This is a genomic window from Streptomyces sp. NPDC037242 (assembly GCF_055604165.1).
Genome location: NZ_JBVJUY010000004.1, coordinates 32,316 through 48,759, shown reverse-complemented (window position 1 = coordinate 48,759; position 16,444 = coordinate 32,316). Strand labels below are relative to the sequence as shown.

The window sequence follows — 16,444 nt, the reverse complement described above, 5'->3', positions numbered from 1 at the left end:
GTCCGCTCAGCGGAAGAAGGCGATGCCGTCGTCCGGCATGTCCGGGAGGTTGCGCGCCATCTCGGCGACCTCCTCGGGCGTGACGACCTTCTTCAGCTGCGCCGACATGTACGGGCGCAGCGGCACCTCGGGGGTGGCCTTCTCGCCGACCCACATGAGGTCGCTCTTCACGTAGCCGTAGAGGCGCTTGCCACCGCTGTACGGGCCGGAGGCCGCGGTGCGGGCGACCGCGTCGGTGGCCACGTCGATCTGCGGCTTCTGGTCGGCGAGCTCGCCGTACCAGACCTCGACGACGCCCTGGTCACGGACCATGACGATCTCGACCTTGCGGTCCTTGTCGATGCGCCAGTAGCCCGACTCGGACTCCAGCGGACGCACCTGCTTGCCCTCGGCGTCGAGCACCCAGGTGTGGGAGGTGTACTCCAGGAAGTCCCGGCCGTCGTGGCTGAAGACGACTTCCTGGCCGAAGTTGCACTTCTCCTCGCCCGGGAAGTCGAAGACGCCCGCGCCTTCCCAGGTGCCGAGGAGGAAGGCGAGGGGCACGAGGCCCGGGTTCAGGTCGGACGGGATCTGGATCATGAATGTCTGCTCAGGCGATCTGTGGGAGGGGTTCCGGTATCCGGGGTCGGGGCGGTCAGCGCTGGCCCTGGTACAGCTTCTTCACGGCCAGACCGGTGAAGGCGAGAACGCCGACGCAGACCAGGACCAGCAGGGAGGTGAAGACTGCCTCAAGCACGGTGTGCTCCTCGGAGGTTTCGTTCGGGGGTACGGGCCGGTCCCCAAGCCTACTGGCCTGGGGACCGGTGCACTCTGTGAGGTAGGCCGTACAGTCGGCCGCCGGGCTGCCGTCAGGACAGCAGCTGGTCCTGGAGGATCACCGTCTGGTGGAACGGGACGGCCGCCACCTCGCCCTTGCGGGTCTGCAGGACGACGGCCTGCACGTCGCCGGACTGGATGCAGCCGGCCTTCACCTGGTCGTCGCCGAACGGCACGGGCTCCGAGAAGGCGGTCACGGACCGCAGGTCAGGCGTGTGCTGGGTGGTCTTGGCCTTGCCCCAGACGGGATCGGCCTCCAGCCGGTTGGCGCCGTTCACCTTCATCTTCATGCCGCAGCCCTCGAAGGCGTCGACGAAGCCGGAGGAGTGGAAGCGCAGCAGGTAGATCCGGGTGCGGGTGCCGTCCGGCATGATCCAGCCGCGGGCGGCGATCTGGCGCAGGCCGTCGTCGACGAAGCCCTGCTTCATCTCCGCGCGCGCGTCGGCCGCGTACTCCTCCAGGAAGGTGTCCTGGGACACCATCTGGTCCTTCTCCAGCTTCAGCTCGGGGTCCTGGACGGATCCCTTCGGGGCCGGCAGGAGCAGCTCACCGAGCGTGGCGTAGTGGATGCCGTCCTTGTTGTCCTCGGCGAAGGGCTGTGCGGCGCCGGGGGCCAGGGTGGGCTTGGTGACCGCCGTCGCCGGGAAGGCCCAGCGGCCGTCGTCCTTGGTGGACAGGCCGGGGATGTCGGTGCGCTCGGGCTGGGTGATCCCGTACGCGACGCCCGTGCCGACGGCGCCGAAGGCGAGGACCGCGGCGGTCCAGCGGAGGGCGGCGAACAGCTTGCGGCGGTCCTTGGGCGCCGCCGGGGCCTCGGACGCCTCCGGCGCCACGGCTACGGCTGCCCCCAGAACCTCGGGGCCCTCGGCGGCCACGGGGGCCTCGGACGCTGCGGGGGCGTCGGCCGCCGCGGCTGCCACCGGGGCGGCGGGCACTGCGGGGGCCTCATCGGCGACCGCGGGTGCCTCCGGGGGCTCGGGGGTCGCGGGCGCGGCGGCGGTGTTCTGCTCGGTCACACGGACTCCCCGGGGGACTTCAGGTGGGACAGCTGGTTCTTGAAGAACTGCGTGGAATCGGCGATGGAGAAGGAGAAGGGCTTCGGCCCGTAGGCGCGGAAGTTGACCATCACGTCGCCCTCGACCGCCACGCAGTCGAGCGACTGGATCGGCTCCTTGCCCTTCTCGCCGAGCTCCATCACGGAGCACTTCGCGTCGGGGTAACCGTCGACCTTGGGCGCGTCGCGGCCTTCGCCCATGAACTCGATGAGCTTCTTGCTGACCTCGGCGAACTTGCCCAGCGCCTGCGGGTCGGCCTGCATGATGCGGACCTCCACCACCGTCTGGCCGCCGCTCTTGGCGTAGCTGCGTCCGGCGAGCCCCTTGAGCTTCAGCTCGGCCAGCGCCTCGTCGCGCCGCTTGCGCTCGGTGTTGGACAGGCCCTTGCGGGCGTCCTTGAAGCCCTCGACGGCGCTGTCGCCGGAGACGAAGAAGTTGTTGCCGTCGTCCGCGAGGTCCGGGCCCAGGGAGAAGCCCGCCGGTACCGGCAGCAGCTTGCCCGACAGCTCGTTCGCCGGCACGGCCTCCGGCTTCTCGGGCTGTACGGCGTGCTCGCCCGCGACGGTCCAGTAGCGCGTCGGCGAGGTGCGGTCGGCGTCTGCGATGGCCGCGGAGGCCCAGAAGCCGCCGCCCGCGAGGAGGGCCACGGCCACGCCTCCGGCGACGATCGCGGCCTTCTTGCGGTTCACCGTGCGCGCGGGCGTCACCGGCGCGACCTCGGCGACCGGGACCTCGGCCACCGCGACCTCGGCCACCGCGACCTCGGCCACCGCGACCTCGGCCACCGCGACCTCGGCCGGAGCCTCGACCGCCACGTTCTCGTTCTGCGGCTCGGTCACAGTCGCTCCAGCTGTCGCTTGGCCAGGTCGATGACATCGCTCTCCGCGATCTTGCCGCGGTTGTTGAAGTAGCCGATGTCCAGGACGATGTCGCCGCGGCGGGCGATGGCCCGGGCCCCGCGGATGGGGTAGTAGCCCGGCTCCTCGTCGGCCTTCGAGTCCACCCACACGTGGCCGAGGTCGCCGGCGAGGCCGGGGATGTCCACGCCGGGGTTGCCCGCGTAGCTCTCACGGGGCATGTACAGCGACTGGTCCTTCTGGTAACTCTCCGCGCCGGAGCGGTCGTTGAACTGCAGTAGCCGGACCTCGACGAACACGCGGTCGTCCTCGGACCAGACCGTGGACGCGACCCGTCGGACGCGGTCGCCCACGATGGCTTGCAGGCCGTACTCAGGCTTCTCGAAGAACTCCGCGGCGAAGAAGTCCAGGGGCTCGTAGCCGCTGCTCTCGACCTTGGCCCCGCCCGGGGCCTCGATCAGCAGTTTGGACAGGTCGTCGTCGGTCTTGTGCCAGCGGTTCGCGTTGATCGTCTTGTTCGTCGTGCCGCTGTCGGGCGCGAGCGCCTTGGGGGTGACCACCTTCGCCCGGGCCAGCGGCGGGAGCGGCGTGGGTTCGCGGTCGTACTGGATCGCGTACCCGGTGACCGTCCCCGCGAGGACGCCGAGGACGACTGCGCCCGCGATCAGGAGGGCCGTGCGCCCGCGGCGGCGCGGGCGCGCCGGAGCAGCGTCGGAATTTACGGCCGGAAATTCCGGAGTGTCCGATTCCGAGACGTTCTCCATCTCTTTCCGCTGCTCAGGGATGGTCTGTTCGTGTTCCAAAGAGTCCCCCCACAGGACTGGTGGCGCGGGTCAATTACCCGTGCACACACATGACAGCTTGCTGCGGGGAGATGTTGTACGCACGCTTATTACAGTTTTATATCGCCGGGTTTCATTCCTCGCGGCGGTGCTTTCCGTCGAGTTCGTCCCACCACTCGTCGGATTTCGGATCGCCCGAGGGATCGTCCCACCAGCGGTCGTCCGGGCCCCGGCGGTTGGCGACCATCGCCGCGACCGGCGGTATGACCATCGCGACCACGCACAGGGCGACGGCGGCCTCGACCGACCACAGGCGCACGAAGGACCAGGCGGACACGAAGAGGAACAGGCATCCGCCCATCAGCAGGAAGTAGGCGCGGCGCCGCCGGGCGTACATGCCTCCAGCGTAGGGCCGGACGGCGCGAAGGGCCGCACCCCGTTCCAGTGGCGTCCAACCCCCTGGGGTGCGGCCCTTCGGCCGGTCATGCGGTCGCGCGGCGATACGGTCGCGCGGCGTGCAGCGGTCAGACCGCGATGGCCACGTCCGTCACGCCGCCGGCCTCGGCGACGACGACCTTGCGGTCGGCCTGGCCGCCGGGGACGAGCGCCCGCAGCGTCCAGGAGCCGGTGGCCGCGTAGAAGCGGAACTGGCCGGTCGCCGAGGTGGGGACCTCGGCGGTGAACTCGCCGGTCGAGTCCAGCAGGCGGACGTAGCCGCTCACTCCCTCGCCGTCCTTGGTGACCTGGCCCTGGATCGCGGTCTCACCGGGCTTGAGCGTCGCGAGGTCGGGCCCGCCGATCTGTGCTCCACACATGTTCTCTGTCCTGTCCTAGAGAGGTCGTACCTACGGGGCGTCGCGTGCCCGGAATTACTTGTTGGGGCCGAGCTCGATCGGCACGCCGACCAGCGAGCCGTACTCGGTCCACGAGCCGTCGTAGTTCTTGACGTTCGTCTGGCCGAGGAACTGGTGCAGCACGAGCCAGGTCAGCGCGGAGCGCTCACCGATGCGGCAGTAGGCGATGGTGTCCTTCGACAGGTCGATGCCCTCGGCCTCGTAGAGGGCCTTGAGCTCGTCGTTCGACTTGAAGGTGCCGTCGTCGTTGGCGTTCTTCGACCACGGGATGTTGCGGGCGCTCGGCACGTGGCCGGGGCGCTGCGACTGCTCCTGCGGGAGGTGCGCCGGGGCGAGCAGCTTGCCGGAGAACTCGTCGGGGGAGCGGACGTCGACCAGGTTCAGGGAGCCGATCGCGGCCACGACGTCGTCGCGGAACGCGCGGATCGAGGTGTCCTGGGCCTTGGCCTTGTACTCGGTGGCCGGGCGGTTCGGGACCTCGGTGCCGTCGACCAGGTCGCGGGAGTCGAGCTCCCACTTCTTGCGGCCGCCGTCGAGCAGGCGGACGTCCTGGTGACCGTAGAGCTTGAAGTACCAGAACGCGTACGAGGCGAACCAGTTGTTGTTGCCGCCGTAGAGGACGACGGTGTCGTCGTTGGAGATGCCCTTGGCGGAGAGGAGCTTCTCGAAGCCCTCCTGGTCCACGAAGTCGCGGCGGACCGGGTCCTGGAGGTCCTGCTTCCAGTCGATCCGGACGGCGTTGGTGATGTGGTTCTTGTCGTAGGCGGACGTGTCCTCGTCCACCTCGACGATGACGACGTTGGCGTCGTTCAGGTGGGCCTCAACCCAGTCGGCGTCTACGAGGACGTCGCTGCGGCTCATGGTGTTCTCCTCCGGGGCAGTGTGCGGCGGGGTTGTGCTGGTGGTGCTGGGAACGTGCTTCCGGGTGCGCTCGTGCTCCTGAGCGGGGAGGCGTCAGGGGGCGGGAGGCAGGTGTGGTCACACGGGAAAGCGGAAGGCCGTCGTCCGGCTGTGGAGCGGTATGCGCTCACACGTCACATGGATCGACAGAGCATGGCGGCGACGCGACACAGGTCTACTGCCCGTCGCTTCGTGAGGTCCGCCTGCTGCTGCTTCATAGCCATGGATCGTAGGGACGAATCGGCTGCCCTGTCACCGTCGTGTCATATTCCGAGACAGGATCGTCCGAATATTGGGACGAGGGCACCCCAGGGCCGCCGCCGCGCCGCCCCGGGGGAGCTCCGTACGGCCCGTTCATCTGCGGATCGGACCGCGCCGTCTCACTATCCGGCCACCGACACGTTCGAGCCTCCGATCGTCAGGTGCGCACCCGCCTCGTCCGCGGTCAGCCCGGTCAGCTGCATCCCGGTCGGCAGTCCGTCGTCGATCCGCCGGTCGAAGTCCGTCACCCTGCGGATCGCGGTCTCGATCCCGGGGAGCCCCTCACCCGGCACCGCGTCGGCGCGCACCCGGACGACCTTCGAGCCCTTGCCGTCCTTGCTGTCGGCCAGGGACACCGTCGACACCACGCTGCGGGTGACCTTCTTGCCCAGGAAGTCGATGGTCGCGGTGATCTTCACCTTGTTGGGCGCGCCGCCGTAGGCGATGGTCACGCCGGGCTGCGCCGCCATCAGGCCCTGGTAGTCCACCAGGCCGGAGCCCTCGGCGCGCTTGGCCTTGCCGCCGCTGAAGTCACCGTTCAGCTTCACCCCGTGGAAGGTGACGCGCAGGTTCGACAGGGTGGTCTTGCGGCCCTCCGAGGTGGTCACGGCGAGGTCGGACACCCTCAGGTCGACCCGGTCCAGGTCGTGGGTGAGCGCCTGGGTCAGGAAGGGGAAGCCGTGGATGTCCACGCCGACGCCCGGGAGACCGCCCTGCCTGGTCTGGATCCGTTCGGCCATCTCGTTCTCGGCGTAGCCGACGGCCCAGCGGTCCAGGCCGACGAACAGGCCTCCGAGCAGTATTGCGGCGATCACGACGCCACGTAGGACACGCACGTGCCCACCCCCTACTGATTGGTACGTGCGTCCTAGTGGACCATGCACCCGTGTGAGGAGGCCGTGAGCAGTCCCACGGGGCGTCAGCCCACCACCCGTCCGAGCAGGTAGACGGCGGGGGCGGCCACCGCCAGCGGCAGCGCGACACCGGCCGTCATGTGCACGAACTTCGACGGATAGTCGTACGCCGCCACGCGCAGCCCGATCAGCGCGCACACCCCGGCCCCGAGACCCAGCAGCGCCCCGCCGGCCCCGACCGAGGTCAGCCCGCCGACCGCGATGCCGGCGCCGGCGGCCGCGGCCAGCGAGACGCCGACCGAGGGCACGGTGGGCAGCGGCAGCGCGCGGGCGAAGACGGCGACCGCGACGGCGGCCGCGCCCACGGTGACCGAGGCGGTGTCGGCGGCCAGGTAGCCGGCGCAGACGATGGCCAGCGCGGCGGAGGCCACCGAGGCCATCAGCCCGTACATCCGCTCGTCCGGCTCGGCGTGGCTGCGCAGCTGGAGCACGAGGGTGACCAGCACCCAGGCGCCCAGGGTGCCGATGATGGCGCCGGGACCGTACACGCGGTCGACGGCGAGCACCGCCCCGTCCGCGACGAGGGCTCCGGCGAAGGCGAGGGCGATGCCCTGGCGGGCAGGCCACATGCCGTTGAGACGGAACCAGCCGGCCGCGGTGAGCCCCTGGAGGGCGATCAGCGGCACGAGCAGCGCGAACTGCCCGAAGGCGGCGGCCGCGGCGATCAGCAGCCCGAGGGCGGCGGTCAGTATGGCCGGCTGCGGGCCGGGGTCGATGATCGGCGACCGGCCCTCGGCGCGGGCCTGGGCGGGGTCGACGGCGCGCAGGGTGTTGCCGGCGAGCGTGGGCGGGGAGTACGCGGGCTCCTCCTCGGCCTCCCCCTCGGGCGGCCCGGCCGCGGCGGGGGCGGCCGGGGCGGCCGCCTGGGGCGGGAGGTAGGCGGTGGCCTCGGCCCAGTCCTGCGCGGGGGCGGCCACGGGCGCGGGGGCCGGTACCTCGTCGCGGAACCAGCTGTCGGGGGCCGCGGTCTGCTGGTACTGCGGCTGCGGCGGCTGTACCTGCTGCTCGGGGCCGGGGTACGGAGGCAGGTACGCGGTCTCGCCCCACTCCTGCACGGGAGCGGGCGCGGGCGCGGCGGCCGGGGCCTCGTCGCGGAACCAGCTGTCCGGGGCCGCCGTCTGCTGGTACTGCGGCTGCGGCGGCTGTACCTGCTGCTCGGGGCCGGGGTACGGAGGCAGGTACGCCGTCTCGCCCCACTCCTGCACGGGAGCGGGCGCGGGCGCGGGCGCAGGGGCGGGGGCAGGGGCGGGGGCCGGGACCTCGTCCCGGAACCACCCTTCCGGAGCAACCGGCTGGTGCACGGTGTCCCAGGTGTCGGACTGCCAGGTCTGGGTCCCGTACGGGTCCTGGTACTGCTGCTGCTGTTGCTGCTGTTCCTCGGGAGTGCTCATCGGACCGCGCTCACCCGCCCGCGAACGGCGGGAGCACCTCGACGGTGCCCCCCTCGGTCAGCTCGACGGAGTCGTGCGCCCGCTTGCCCACGGGCTCTTCGTTCACGAGGAAGGAGCAGCGCAGCAGGACCCGGGTCAGCTCCCCGGGGTGGCGTTCCCGCACGGCGTCGAGCGCCTCGGCCAGTGTGCGCGCCGAGTACGGCTCCTCCGCCGTCTTGGCGGCGGCCTTGGCCGCCGCCCAGTAGCGGATGGTTCCGGTTGCCACTGCAGCTCCTATCGTCGTCTCCGCGTCGGCCTCCATGATGAACCCTCGGACCCCCCGGCCCCGCGTGCCTCCATGCGCCCCGGGTGCGCCCGAGCGGCCTCCCGGGGGTCCGCCGATCCGGTGAAACCGGGGCATACGCTGGTCGCGGGGGTGGTGCGAACCACAGAAGAGGCCGTCGCGGAAGCCTCGGCCCCGCGGGCACGGGTGGGCTATTCTGCTGGCGAGAGGATCCGGGCAACGTAGCCCCCGGGTCCTTTTGTGCTTTCAGCACGTTGAACGGACCGAGAACAGTGGTATCCATCCGGACCTCAGGGCGCGGGGACCGGGCGGACACCAGGCAAGCCGTACGAAGCAGTGCCGCGAAAGTCCTCGACGGGACCGAGGAGGAACCGACGTGATGGACCAGCGAACCGTGCAGAACCGCCCGACCTGGGCAGGTGGTCGGGCATGAGCTCCCTCCTGCTGCTGACCAATGCCCTGCAGCCGTCCACCGAGGTGCTGCCCGCCCTCGGCCTGCTGCTGCACAACGTCCGGGTGGCCCCCGCCGAGGGCCCCGCCCTCGTGGACACCCCCGGCGCCGACGTGATCCTCGTGGACGGCCGCCGCGACCTGCCCCAGGTGCGGTCGCTGTGCCAGCTGCTCCGCTCCACGGGGCCGGGCTGTCCGCTGATCCTCGTCGTGACCGAGGGCGGCCTCGCGGCCGTCACCGCCGACTGGGGCATCGACGACGTCCTCCTCGACACCGCGGGTCCCGCTGAGGTCGAGGCGCGGCTGCGGCTCGCCACCGGCCGCCAGCAGCTGGGTTCCGACGACTCCCCGATGGAGATCCGCAACGGCGACCTCTCGGTGGACGAGGCCACGTACTCGGCGAAGCTCAAGGGCCGGGTCCTCGACCTCACCTTCAAGGAGTTCGAGCTCCTCAAGTACCTCGCACAGCACCCGGGCCGGGTCTTCACGCGCGCCCAGCTGCTCCAGGAGGTATGGGGCTACGACTACTTCGGCGGCACCCGCACGGTGGACGTCCACGTACGGCGGCTGCGCGCCAAGCTCGGCCCCGAGCACGAGTCCCTGATCGGCACCGTGCGCAACGTGGGCTACCGCTTCGTGACCCCCGAGAAGGTCGAGCGGGCCGCCGCGGAGGCGGCGGCACAGGCGGCCGCCAAGGCCACGGCCCAGGCGGCTGCGCAGGCCGCGGCGGCCACCACCCGGATGGAGGAATCCCCTGTGGGAATCCCTACCTCTGGACGCCCTGCCCAGAGGTAGGTCACCCCGCGTAGACTGCCGCGCGTGGCCAAGGTGACGCGGGATGACGTGGCACGACTGGCGGGTACCTCTACCGCCGTCGTGAGCTACGTGATCAACAACGGACCCCGGCCGGTTGCCCCGGCCACGCGCGAGCGTGTCCTCGCCGCGATCAAGGAGCTGGGCTACCGCCCGGACCGGGTCGCACAGGCGATGGCGTCGCGGCGCACCGACCTCATAGGCATGATCGTCCCGGACGCCCGGCAGCCGTTCTTCGCGGAGATGGCGCACGCGGTCGAACAGGCCGCCGCCGACCGCGGGAAGATGGTCCTGGTCGGCAACTCCGACTACCGCACCGAGCGCGAGGTCCACTACCTGCGGGCCTTCCTCGGGATGCGGGTCTCGGGCCTGATCCTGGTCAGCCAGGGCATGAGCGAGCAGGCCGCCAGCGAGATCGAGGCCTGGGACGCCCGCGTGGTGCTGCTGCACGAGCGCCCCGAGGCGATCGACGACGTGGCGGTGGTCACGGACGACATCGGCGGCGCCCAGCTCGCCACCCGGCACCTGCTGGAGCACGGGCACGAGTACGTCGCCTGCATCGGCGGCATCGAGAACACCCCGTCGGTCGGCGACCCGGTCGCCGACCACGTCGAGGGCTGGCGCCGGGCCATGCTGGAGGCCGGCCGCTCGATCGAGGGCCGGCTCATCGAGGCCCCGTACAACCGCTACGACGCGTACACGGTCGCCCTGGAGGTCCTGGCGCGGCCCGACCGGCCGACGGCCGTCTTCTGCGCCACGGACGACCAGGCGATCGGCGTGCTGCGCGCCGCGCGGGAGCTGCGCATCGACGTGCCCGGGGAGCTGGCGGTGGCCGGCTTCGACGACGTGAAGGAGGCGGCCCTCACGGACCCGCCCCTGACGACCGTGGCCTCGGACCGCCCGGCGATGGCCCGCGCGGCGGTGGACCTCGTCCTGGACGACGGCCTGCGCGTGGCCGGCTCGCGCCGGGAGCGCCTGAAGCAGTTCCCCTCCGCGCTGGTCATCCGGCGCTCCTGCGGCTGCCGCTAGCCTCCGGCGGGCCCGGGTCCCGGGCCGGCCCTTATATCGGGCATACACGGTTCTGTCGGGCTTCTCAGCCCAGACTCAGGAAGCTCTCATGAACGGCGCCCAGAGTCATAGACATGACCGAGAGCTTCCGCCGCGAAGGCGAGTACCCCGAAAACCGCCCGACCCAGGACGCCGCCGGGGCCTACCCGCCGCCGCCCGTCTACCCGCCCGCCGCGCCGGGGTGGCACGAGGCGCACCGGCCCCCGGTCATCCAGGGCGAGACCGTCCCCGCCGCCCCCGACGCCACCGCCCCCTACGCCACCGCCCCCGGCTCCGGCGGCTGGGGCGGCTGGGGCTCGCACAGCCCGGCCCACGCCGCCCCCGCGCCCCGCGCCAAGAAGCCCGTCGCGCTCCTCGCCGCCGTCGCCCTGGCGGCGGCCGTGGTCGGCGGCGGCACCGCGGCCGCCGTCCAGCAGCTGATCGGCACCACCACCGGCTCCGGCACCGGCGTCAACGGCACGAACGTCTCCCAGTCGAGCAACGGCACCGTCTCCGGCGTCGCCGAGAACGTCAGCCCCTCCGTCGTCCGGATCGACACCCGCACCGGCTCGGGCCAGGGCACCGGCTCCGGCATCGTCGTGACCGCCGACGGCGAGATCGTCACCAACAACCACGTCATCGACGGCGCCACCGAGATCCAGGTGACGATGAGCGACGGCAAGAAGTACTCCGCCAAGGTCGTCGGCACCGACCCCGACAAGGACCTGGCGCTCATCAAGCTCCAGGGCGCCAGCGGCCTCAAGCCCGCCAAGCTCGGCGACTCCGGCGGCCTCAAGGTCGGCGACCAGGTCGTCGCCATCGGCTCCCCCGACCGCCTCACCGGCACCGTCACCAGCGGCATCGTCTCCGCGCTCGACCGCGAGGTGAACGTCCCCAAGTCCGAGCAGCGCCAGAGCCCGCAGCGCGGCCAGGGCGGCGGCTGGCCGTTCTCGTACGACGGCCAGCAGTTCAACGGCAACACCGGCTCGAACACCACCTCGTACAAGGCCATCCAGACGGACGCCTCCCTGAACCCCGGCAACTCCGGCGGCGCCCTGGTCAACATGAACGGCGAGATCGTGGGCATGCCCTCGGCGATCTACTCGCCCTCCAGCGACAGTTCCACCGCCGGCAGCGTCGGCCTCGGCTTCGCCATCCCGGTCAACACGATCAAGGCCGACCTGCCCTCCCTGCGCAACGGCGGCACCGGCAGCTCGGGCTCGGGCGGCGGCGGCCAGACCGGCACCAACGGCTTCGGCACCTCGTTCTGACGCGGGCCCGCACCACGCCCGTGCGACGCTGGGGGAAGACCTCCGCGGGACGGATCCCGCACTTCCGCCGGCCACGACCACCCTGGGGGACCCACCCATGAATCCCGCCGAAGGCGATGCGCGCATCCTCGTCGTGGACGACGAGCCGGCCGTACGCGAGGCCCTGCGCCGCAGCCTCGCCTTCGAGGGCTACGGCACACAGACCGCCGTCGACGGCCTCGACGCCCTCGACAAGGCGGCCTCCTACGCCCCCGACCTGATCGTCCTGGACATCCAGATGCCCCGGATGGACGGTCTGACGGCCGCGCGCCGGCTGCGCTCGACGGGCAGCACCACCCCGATCCTGATGCTCACCGCCCGCGACACCGTCGGCGACCGCGTCACCGGCCTCGACGCGGGCGCCGACGACTACCTCGTCAAGCCGTTCGAGCTGGACGAGCTCTTCGCCCGCGTCCGCGCGCTGCTGCGCCGCAGCTCCTACGCCGCCCCCTCCGGCGCCGCCCACGGCGACGGCGAGGACGTGCTGACCTTCGGCGACCTGCGGATGGACCACACCACCCGCGAGGTCACCCGCGCCGGACGCCCGGTGGAGCTGACCCGCACCGAGTTCACCCTGCTGGAGATGTTCCTGGCGCACCCCCGGCAGGTCCTGACGCGCGAGCAGATCCTCAAGACCGTCTGGGGCTTCGACTTCGAGCCCAGCTCCAACTCCCTCGACGTGTACGTGATGTACCTGCGCCGCAAGACCGAGGCCGGGGGCGAGCCCCGGCTGGTGCACACCGTGCGCGGGGTGGGCTACGTACTGCGCCAGGGCGAGAGCGGCCCCGAGTGAGCCCCACCGCCAGATTCCGCGCCCTGCCGCTGCGCTCCCGTCTCGCGCTGCTGGTCACGGTCGCGGTGGCGCTGGCCGTCGCCGCCGTGGCGGCGGTGTCCTGGGTGATGGTGCGGGCCCAGCTCAACGACCAGCTGAACCAGTCCCTCAAGGCCACGAACCCGACCGCCCAGGTGCTGCGCACGCTGCGCGAGGGCTGTTCGACGCGCCCCGGCCAGCAGGTGCAGCCGGAGATCGCCGGGCAGCTGAACGCGACCGTGCAGATCATCGCGGCCGACGGCAGCCACTGCACGGTGAGCGGGCTCACCGACCTGCCCGCCACGGAGACCGACAAGGAGGTCGCCGCGGGCAGGCGCGACAAGGTCCTCTACGACGCGACGACCTCCGGCGGCGTCGAGATGCGCGTCTACACCTTCCCCGCGCAGGCGCAGCCCGGCTCCCCCGTCTTCGCGATCTCGGTGGCCAAGCCGCTGGCCGACGTCACCAAGCCGCTGTCCACCCTCGCCTGGGTGCTCCTGCTGGTCTCCGGCATCGGAGTCGTCGGCGCGGGCGCCGCCGGGCTGTGGGTGGCCCGTACGGGGCTGCGCCCGGTCGACGAGCTCACCGGCGCCGTCGAGCACATCGCCCGTACCGAGGACCTCACCGTCCGGATCCCCGACGAGGGTGACGACGAGATCGCCCGCCTGTCGCGGTCCTTCAACTCCATGACGGCCGCGCTCGCCTCCTCCCAGGAGCGCCAGGCCCAGCTGATCGCGGACGCCGGGCACGAGCTGCGCACCCCGCTCACCTCGCTGCGCACCAACATCGAGCTGCTCGCGCGCAGCGAGGAGACCGGCCGGGCCATCCCGCCGGAGGACCGCCGGGAGCTGCTGGCCTCGGTCAAGGCGCAGATGACGGAACTGGCCTCGCTGATCGGCGACTTGCAGGAGCTGTCCCGGCCGGACGCCGGGGCGGGCAGCCCGCTCCAGGTGGTGGCCCTGCACGAGATCGCCGCGGCGGCGCTGACCCGCGCCCGGCTGCGCGGTCCCGAGCTGGCCTTCAGCTCCGACCTGGCGCCCTGGTACGTACGGGGCGAGGCCGCGGGCCTGGAGCGTGCGGTGGTCAACGTCCTGGACAACGCGGTGAAGTTCAGCCCGCCCGGCGGCGCCGTCGAGGTGTCGCTGCGGGCGGGCGAGCTGACCGTACGGGACCACGGCCCGGGCATCCCGGCCGAGGACCTCCCGCACGTCTTCGAGCGGTTCTGGCGCTCCCCGTCGGCCCGCGCCCTGCCCGGCAGCGGCCTGGGCCTGTCCATCGTGGCCCGTACGGTGCACCGCGCGGGCGGCACCGCCGAGCTGCGCGCGGCGCCCGCCGGCGGGCCGGGGACGGAGGCGGTCCTGCGCATCCCGGGCGCGCCGACGCCGCCGCCGACCGAGGTGTCAGTTGTGCCGGATCAGTGAGGCGACCAGGCCGGAGCGGGTGTTGGGGAAGTCCATCGGGACGATCCCGAGCCCGGTCCGGCCGGCCATCTCCCCGCCGTCGACGAAGGCGTGCACCTGCGGGCCCAGTCGGTCGGAGTTCCAGCGCGGCGGCATGTACGCCGAGGTGCTGGTGTAGTTCATGAAGAGCTTGCCCGGCTGCTGCACGGCGCGGCGGAACTGGTTCTCTATCCTGCCGCGCTTGGCGAAGGGCTCGGCGTTCCAGTCGTCCTGGATGTCGAAGACGTTGCCGTCGCCGTAGCGCAGGCCCGGCAGCCCGCCGTTGTCGGCGAGGAGGACCACCTTGCCGCGGGCCTGCCCCAGGGTGGGCAGCGCGTCGGCGATGCGGAAGAGGGAGCGCCAGCCCCTGTTGTCGAGGTAGTCGTCGAAGACGGCGCGGAAGGTCGCGTCGCTGTCCTCGGAGTACTCCTGCTTGAGCCGCATCAGGACGGTCTCCCGCGGGTGGGCGGCGAGGAAGGCGGCGCAGGCCACGAGCACGTCGCCGAACATCAGGTTCTGGTAGAAGGCCCCGTGGTGGATGGCGAAGGAGCCGCCCGTCACCCGGCAGCGGACGTCGAGGAAGCGGATCCCGGAGTCGAGCTGTTCGGCGATCGAGGTGTTCTGGCAGGCGACGTAGAGCCCGCCCTGGCGGGCGCCGGAGTCGTGCGTGCCGGGGATGGTCATCCGCTGCAGGGCGGTGGAGTCCCCGAGGCCGCTCATCCAGTCCTGGGTGCCGAGGGCCGTGGCCGCGGCGGGTGGAGCGCCGAGTGCGAGGGCGGCGCCCGCGGCCAGTGCTCCGGCCAGAAACGTCCGCCGGTCCAGTCCCGCGCCGATACCCGTGCCCATGCCCATGCCCGCCCCTTTTGCCGACCCAGTGGTGGGACCGGATTATGGCGTGCGGAACCTGGCTTTACTACCTGTCGGTAGGGGTCAGCTTTCGAGCAACTCCACCATGGTGCGCAGCCCTTGGGTGAGCTCCCGCCCGTTCGGCGCCTGCTCGGGGTCGGTCAGCGACTGCACCATCACCCCGGTCAGCAGCGCGATGTGCAGCGAGCCGAGGGCCCGTACGTCCTCCTCCGCGACCGCGTCCTCGGGCACCCCGCGCAGCTGCGCGGCCACCATCCGCCGGGAGGTGCGCTGGCCCTCGGCCAGGGCCGCGAGGAGCTCGGGCGAGGACTGGGCGTGCACGAAGGCCTCGACGTTGGCGAGCCACAGCCAGCGCATCTCGCCGAAGTCCCGGATCTTGCGGTCCCAGGTGTCGGAGTACCGCGCCTCGGCGGTGTCCCCCTGCCCGGTGAGCCGGCCCGAGCCCGCCGCCCACTCGTCCATGGCGGCGAAGAGCGCCTGGTTGAGCAGTACCTCGCGGGACCCGAAGTGGTAGCCGATCGCCGCCATGCTCACCTGCGAGGCGGTGGCGATGTCGCGCACCGTCGTGCGCAGGTAGCCCTTCTCCTCCAGGCAGCGGCGCGCTCCGGCCAGCAGGTCCTCGCGATTTCCCATGCCGGGATCGTATCCGTGCAAGGTTTTGGGCAAGCGCGCTACACAGACGTATTGCGCGCTTGCCCAAATCCTGGCAGGCTTCAGCCATCGGAGAGATCCACGGGAACCGGAAGGAACGGCCATGCGCCAGGAGCTGAAGATCGACGACCGCACCCTCTCCTACGTGGACTTCGGCGGCGCCGGCCGCCCGCTGCTCGCCCTGCACGGAGGCATGTCCGAGGGACTCGCCTTCACCGGGCTCGCCGAGGCCCTCGGCCCGGACTGGCGGGTCATCGCCCCCGACCAGCGCGGCCACGGCGACTCCGACCGGGCCCCCGACTACGGCCGCGCGGGATACGTCGCCGACGCCGTCGCCCTGCTCGACCACCTCGGCATCGACGCCCCGGTGGCCCTCCTCGGCTACTCCCTCGGCGGGCTCAACGCCTGCCACCTGGCCGCCGCCCACCCCCACCGGGTCGGTGCGCTCATCAACGTGGATGCCACCGTGGAGGTCCACCCCGAGGAGAACGAGTGGTTCTCCTTCCTGCGCGCCATGCGCTACACCGCGCCCACCACCGAGGAACTGCTGGCCGCCGCCGGACCGGTGGGCGCCGCCTTCGTCGCGGCCGCACTGCGCCCGCTCCCCGACGCGGCGGGCTGGCGCCTGCCGTTCCACCCGCAGGACGTGCTCGACGGGATCGAGGCCTGCCGCGGCGACCACTGGGACACCTGGCTCGCGAGCGACTGCCCGGCGCTGCTCGTCCACGGCACCCGCAGCCAGGCGCTCACGCAGGAGGTGGCCGACGCGATGGTCTCCCGGCGCCCGGGAACCTCGTACGCGCCCCTTGAGGGCGACCACTTCGTGCCGTTCCAGGACCCGCAGGGGCTCTACAAGGCCGTCGCACAGTTCCTGGCCACCCTCTGAGCACGGCGACCGGAACGCCGAAGGGGCGGCGGGCCGACGACCGGCCCACCGCCCCTC

The 16,444-nt window shown here is 71.9% G+C and carries 19 protein-coding genes; 6 read left to right on the top strand and 13 right to left on the bottom strand.

Annotated elements, in window-relative coordinates; all coding sequences use genetic code 11:
- Positions 1–6: 6 nt before the first annotated feature.
- From ACZ7GJ_RS07010 to ACZ7GJ_RS06960, 11 genes are all read right to left on the bottom strand, one after another.
- The gene (locus tag ACZ7GJ_RS07010; RefSeq protein ID WP_470750131.1) at positions 7–579 is read right to left on the bottom strand and encodes a heme-binding beta-barrel domain-containing protein; all 573 of its coding nucleotides are present in this window, start codon (positions 577–579) and stop codon (positions 7–9) included.
- A 269-nt stretch (positions 580–848) separates the two neighbouring features.
- Positions 849–1,832 carry a hypothetical protein gene (locus ACZ7GJ_RS07005; protein ID WP_470750130.1) on the bottom strand — a complete coding sequence of 328 codons (984 nt, stop codon included), beginning with the start codon at positions 1,830–1,832 and terminating at the stop codon, positions 849–851.
- Entirely contained in the window at positions 1,829–2,710 is an 882-nt protein-coding gene (locus ACZ7GJ_RS07000) for a hypothetical protein (RefSeq protein WP_470750129.1), read from the bottom strand. Before ACZ7GJ_RS07000 ends, ACZ7GJ_RS07005 begins: the two co-directional genes overlap by 4 nt.
- Entirely contained in the window at positions 2,707–3,492 is a 786-nt protein-coding gene (locus tag ACZ7GJ_RS06995; protein ID WP_470750128.1) for a hypothetical protein, read from the bottom strand. Before ACZ7GJ_RS06995 ends, ACZ7GJ_RS07000 begins: the two co-directional genes overlap by 4 nt.
- Positions 3,493–3,643: 151 nt before the next feature.
- Complete coding sequence (locus ACZ7GJ_RS06990) at positions 3,644–3,907, bottom strand: DUF3099 domain-containing protein (protein ID WP_470750127.1); 264 nt, start codon at positions 3,905–3,907, stop codon at positions 3,644–3,646.
- 127 nt (positions 3,908–4,034) lie between these two features.
- Positions 4,035–4,325, bottom strand: a complete 291-nt coding sequence (locus ACZ7GJ_RS06985) for a DUF1416 domain-containing protein (RefSeq protein ID WP_470750126.1) — start codon at positions 4,323–4,325, stop codon at positions 4,035–4,037.
- A gap of 54 nt (positions 4,326–4,379) precedes the next feature.
- Positions 4,380–5,225 (bottom strand): sulfurtransferase, encoded by an 846-nt coding sequence (locus ACZ7GJ_RS06980; protein WP_365924955.1) that lies wholly within the window; start codon positions 5,223–5,225, stop codon positions 4,380–4,382.
- A 173-nt stretch (positions 5,226–5,398) separates the two neighbouring features.
- Positions 5,399–5,482, bottom strand: a complete 84-nt coding sequence (locus ACZ7GJ_RS06975) for a putative leader peptide (RefSeq protein WP_470750331.1) — start codon at positions 5,480–5,482, stop codon at positions 5,399–5,401.
- 165 nt (positions 5,483–5,647) lie between these two features.
- Positions 5,648–6,361: an LmeA family phospholipid-binding protein gene (locus ACZ7GJ_RS06970; protein ID WP_470750125.1), complete on the bottom strand. Its 714-nt coding sequence runs from the start codon at positions 6,359–6,361 to the stop codon at positions 5,648–5,650.
- Between the two features lie 83 nt (positions 6,362–6,444).
- Positions 6,445–7,830, bottom strand: a complete 1,386-nt coding sequence (locus ACZ7GJ_RS06965; protein WP_470750124.1) for a hypothetical protein — start codon at positions 7,828–7,830, stop codon at positions 6,445–6,447.
- 10 nt (positions 7,831–7,840) lie between these two features.
- Positions 7,841–8,095, bottom strand: a complete 255-nt coding sequence (locus ACZ7GJ_RS06960) for a MoaD/ThiS family protein (protein ID WP_365924962.1) — start codon at positions 8,093–8,095, stop codon at positions 7,841–7,843.
- A gap of 447 nt (positions 8,096–8,542) precedes the next feature.
- Between ACZ7GJ_RS06960 and ACZ7GJ_RS06955 the strand changes: the two genes are divergently transcribed.
- The 5 genes from ACZ7GJ_RS06955 to ACZ7GJ_RS06935 all read left to right on the top strand — a co-directional run bounded on the left by ACZ7GJ_RS06955 (position 8,543) and on the right by ACZ7GJ_RS06935 (position 13,965).
- Entirely contained in the window at positions 8,543–9,358 is an 816-nt protein-coding gene (locus ACZ7GJ_RS06955; RefSeq protein WP_365924965.1) for a response regulator transcription factor, read from the top strand.
- A 24-nt stretch (positions 9,359–9,382) separates the two neighbouring features.
- Positions 9,383–10,405, top strand: a complete 1,023-nt coding sequence (locus ACZ7GJ_RS06950; protein WP_470750123.1) for a LacI family DNA-binding transcriptional regulator — start codon at positions 9,383–9,385, stop codon at positions 10,403–10,405.
- 113 nt (positions 10,406–10,518) lie between these two features.
- Entirely contained in the window at positions 10,519–11,694 is a 1,176-nt protein-coding gene (locus ACZ7GJ_RS06945; protein ID WP_470750122.1) for a S1C family serine protease, read from the top strand.
- A 97-nt stretch (positions 11,695–11,791) separates the two neighbouring features.
- Positions 11,792–12,526, top strand: a complete 735-nt coding sequence (locus tag ACZ7GJ_RS06940) for a response regulator transcription factor (protein WP_470750121.1) — start codon at positions 11,792–11,794, stop codon at positions 12,524–12,526.
- A complete protein-coding gene (locus ACZ7GJ_RS06935; RefSeq protein ID WP_470750120.1) occupies positions 12,523–13,965 on the top strand; it encodes a sensor histidine kinase in 1,443 nt (480 codons plus the stop codon). The genes ACZ7GJ_RS06940 and ACZ7GJ_RS06935 overlap by 4 nt, the downstream gene beginning before the upstream one ends.
- Here ACZ7GJ_RS06935 and ACZ7GJ_RS06930 read toward each other — a convergent pair.
- Complete coding sequence (locus ACZ7GJ_RS06930) at positions 13,945–14,835, bottom strand: phosphatidylinositol-specific phospholipase C (protein ID WP_470750119.1); 891 nt, start codon at positions 14,833–14,835, stop codon at positions 13,945–13,947. The two genes, ACZ7GJ_RS06935 and ACZ7GJ_RS06930, sit on opposite strands and share 21 nt — an antisense overlap.
- Positions 14,836–14,913: 78 nt before the next feature.
- Entirely contained in the window at positions 14,914–15,483 is a 570-nt protein-coding gene (locus tag ACZ7GJ_RS06925; RefSeq protein WP_470750118.1) for a TetR/AcrR family transcriptional regulator, read from the bottom strand.
- Between the two features lie 121 nt (positions 15,484–15,604).
- Between ACZ7GJ_RS06925 and ACZ7GJ_RS06920 the strand changes: the two genes are divergently transcribed.
- A complete protein-coding gene (locus ACZ7GJ_RS06920; RefSeq protein WP_470750117.1) occupies positions 15,605–16,387 on the top strand; it encodes an alpha/beta fold hydrolase in 783 nt (260 codons plus the stop codon).
- The last annotated feature ends 57 nt before the right edge of the window (positions 16,388–16,444 follow it).

What these genes read in the sequence shown, in the direction of transcription:
- ACZ7GJ_RS07010 (WP_470750131.1), bottom strand. Translation starts at nt 579, where the DNA reads ATGATCCAGATCCCGTCCGACCTGAACCCGGGCCTCGTGCCCCTCGCC.
- ACZ7GJ_RS06995 (WP_470750128.1), bottom strand. Translation starts at nt 3,492, where the DNA reads ATGGAGAACGTCTCGGAATCGGACACTCCGGAATTTCCGGCCGTAAAT.
- ACZ7GJ_RS06990 (WP_470750127.1), bottom strand. Translation starts at nt 3,907, where the DNA reads ATGTACGCCCGGCGGCGCCGCGCCTACTTCCTGCTGATGGGCGGATGC.
- ACZ7GJ_RS06985 (WP_470750126.1), bottom strand. Translation starts at nt 4,325, where the DNA reads ATGTGTGGAGCACAGATCGGCGGGCCCGACCTCGCGACGCTCAAGCCC.
- ACZ7GJ_RS06980 (WP_365924955.1), bottom strand. Translation starts at nt 5,225, where the DNA reads ATGAGCCGCAGCGACGTCCTCGTAGACGCCGACTGGGTTGAGGCCCAC.
- ACZ7GJ_RS06975 (WP_470750331.1), bottom strand. Translation starts at nt 5,482, where the DNA reads ATGAAGCAGCAGCAGGCGGACCTCACGAAGCGACGGGCAGTAGACCTG.
- ACZ7GJ_RS06965 (WP_470750124.1), bottom strand. Translation starts at nt 7,830, where the DNA reads ATGAGCACTCCCGAGGAACAGCAGCAACAGCAGCAGCAGTACCAGGAC.
- ACZ7GJ_RS06955 (WP_365924965.1), top strand. Translation starts at nt 8,543, where the DNA reads ATGAGCTCCCTCCTGCTGCTGACCAATGCCCTGCAGCCGTCCACCGAG.
- ACZ7GJ_RS06945 (WP_470750122.1), top strand. Translation starts at nt 10,519, where the DNA reads ATGACCGAGAGCTTCCGCCGCGAAGGCGAGTACCCCGAAAACCGCCCG.
- ACZ7GJ_RS06940 (WP_470750121.1), top strand. Translation starts at nt 11,792, where the DNA reads ATGAATCCCGCCGAAGGCGATGCGCGCATCCTCGTCGTGGACGACGAG.
- ACZ7GJ_RS06930 (WP_470750119.1), bottom strand. Translation starts at nt 14,835, where the DNA reads ATGGGCATGGGCACGGGTATCGGCGCGGGACTGGACCGGCGGACGTTT.
- ACZ7GJ_RS06925 (WP_470750118.1), bottom strand. Translation starts at nt 15,483, where the DNA reads ATGGGAAATCGCGAGGACCTGCTGGCCGGAGCGCGCCGCTGCCTGGAG.
- ACZ7GJ_RS06920 (WP_470750117.1), top strand. Translation starts at nt 15,605, where the DNA reads ATGCGCCAGGAGCTGAAGATCGACGACCGCACCCTCTCCTACGTGGAC.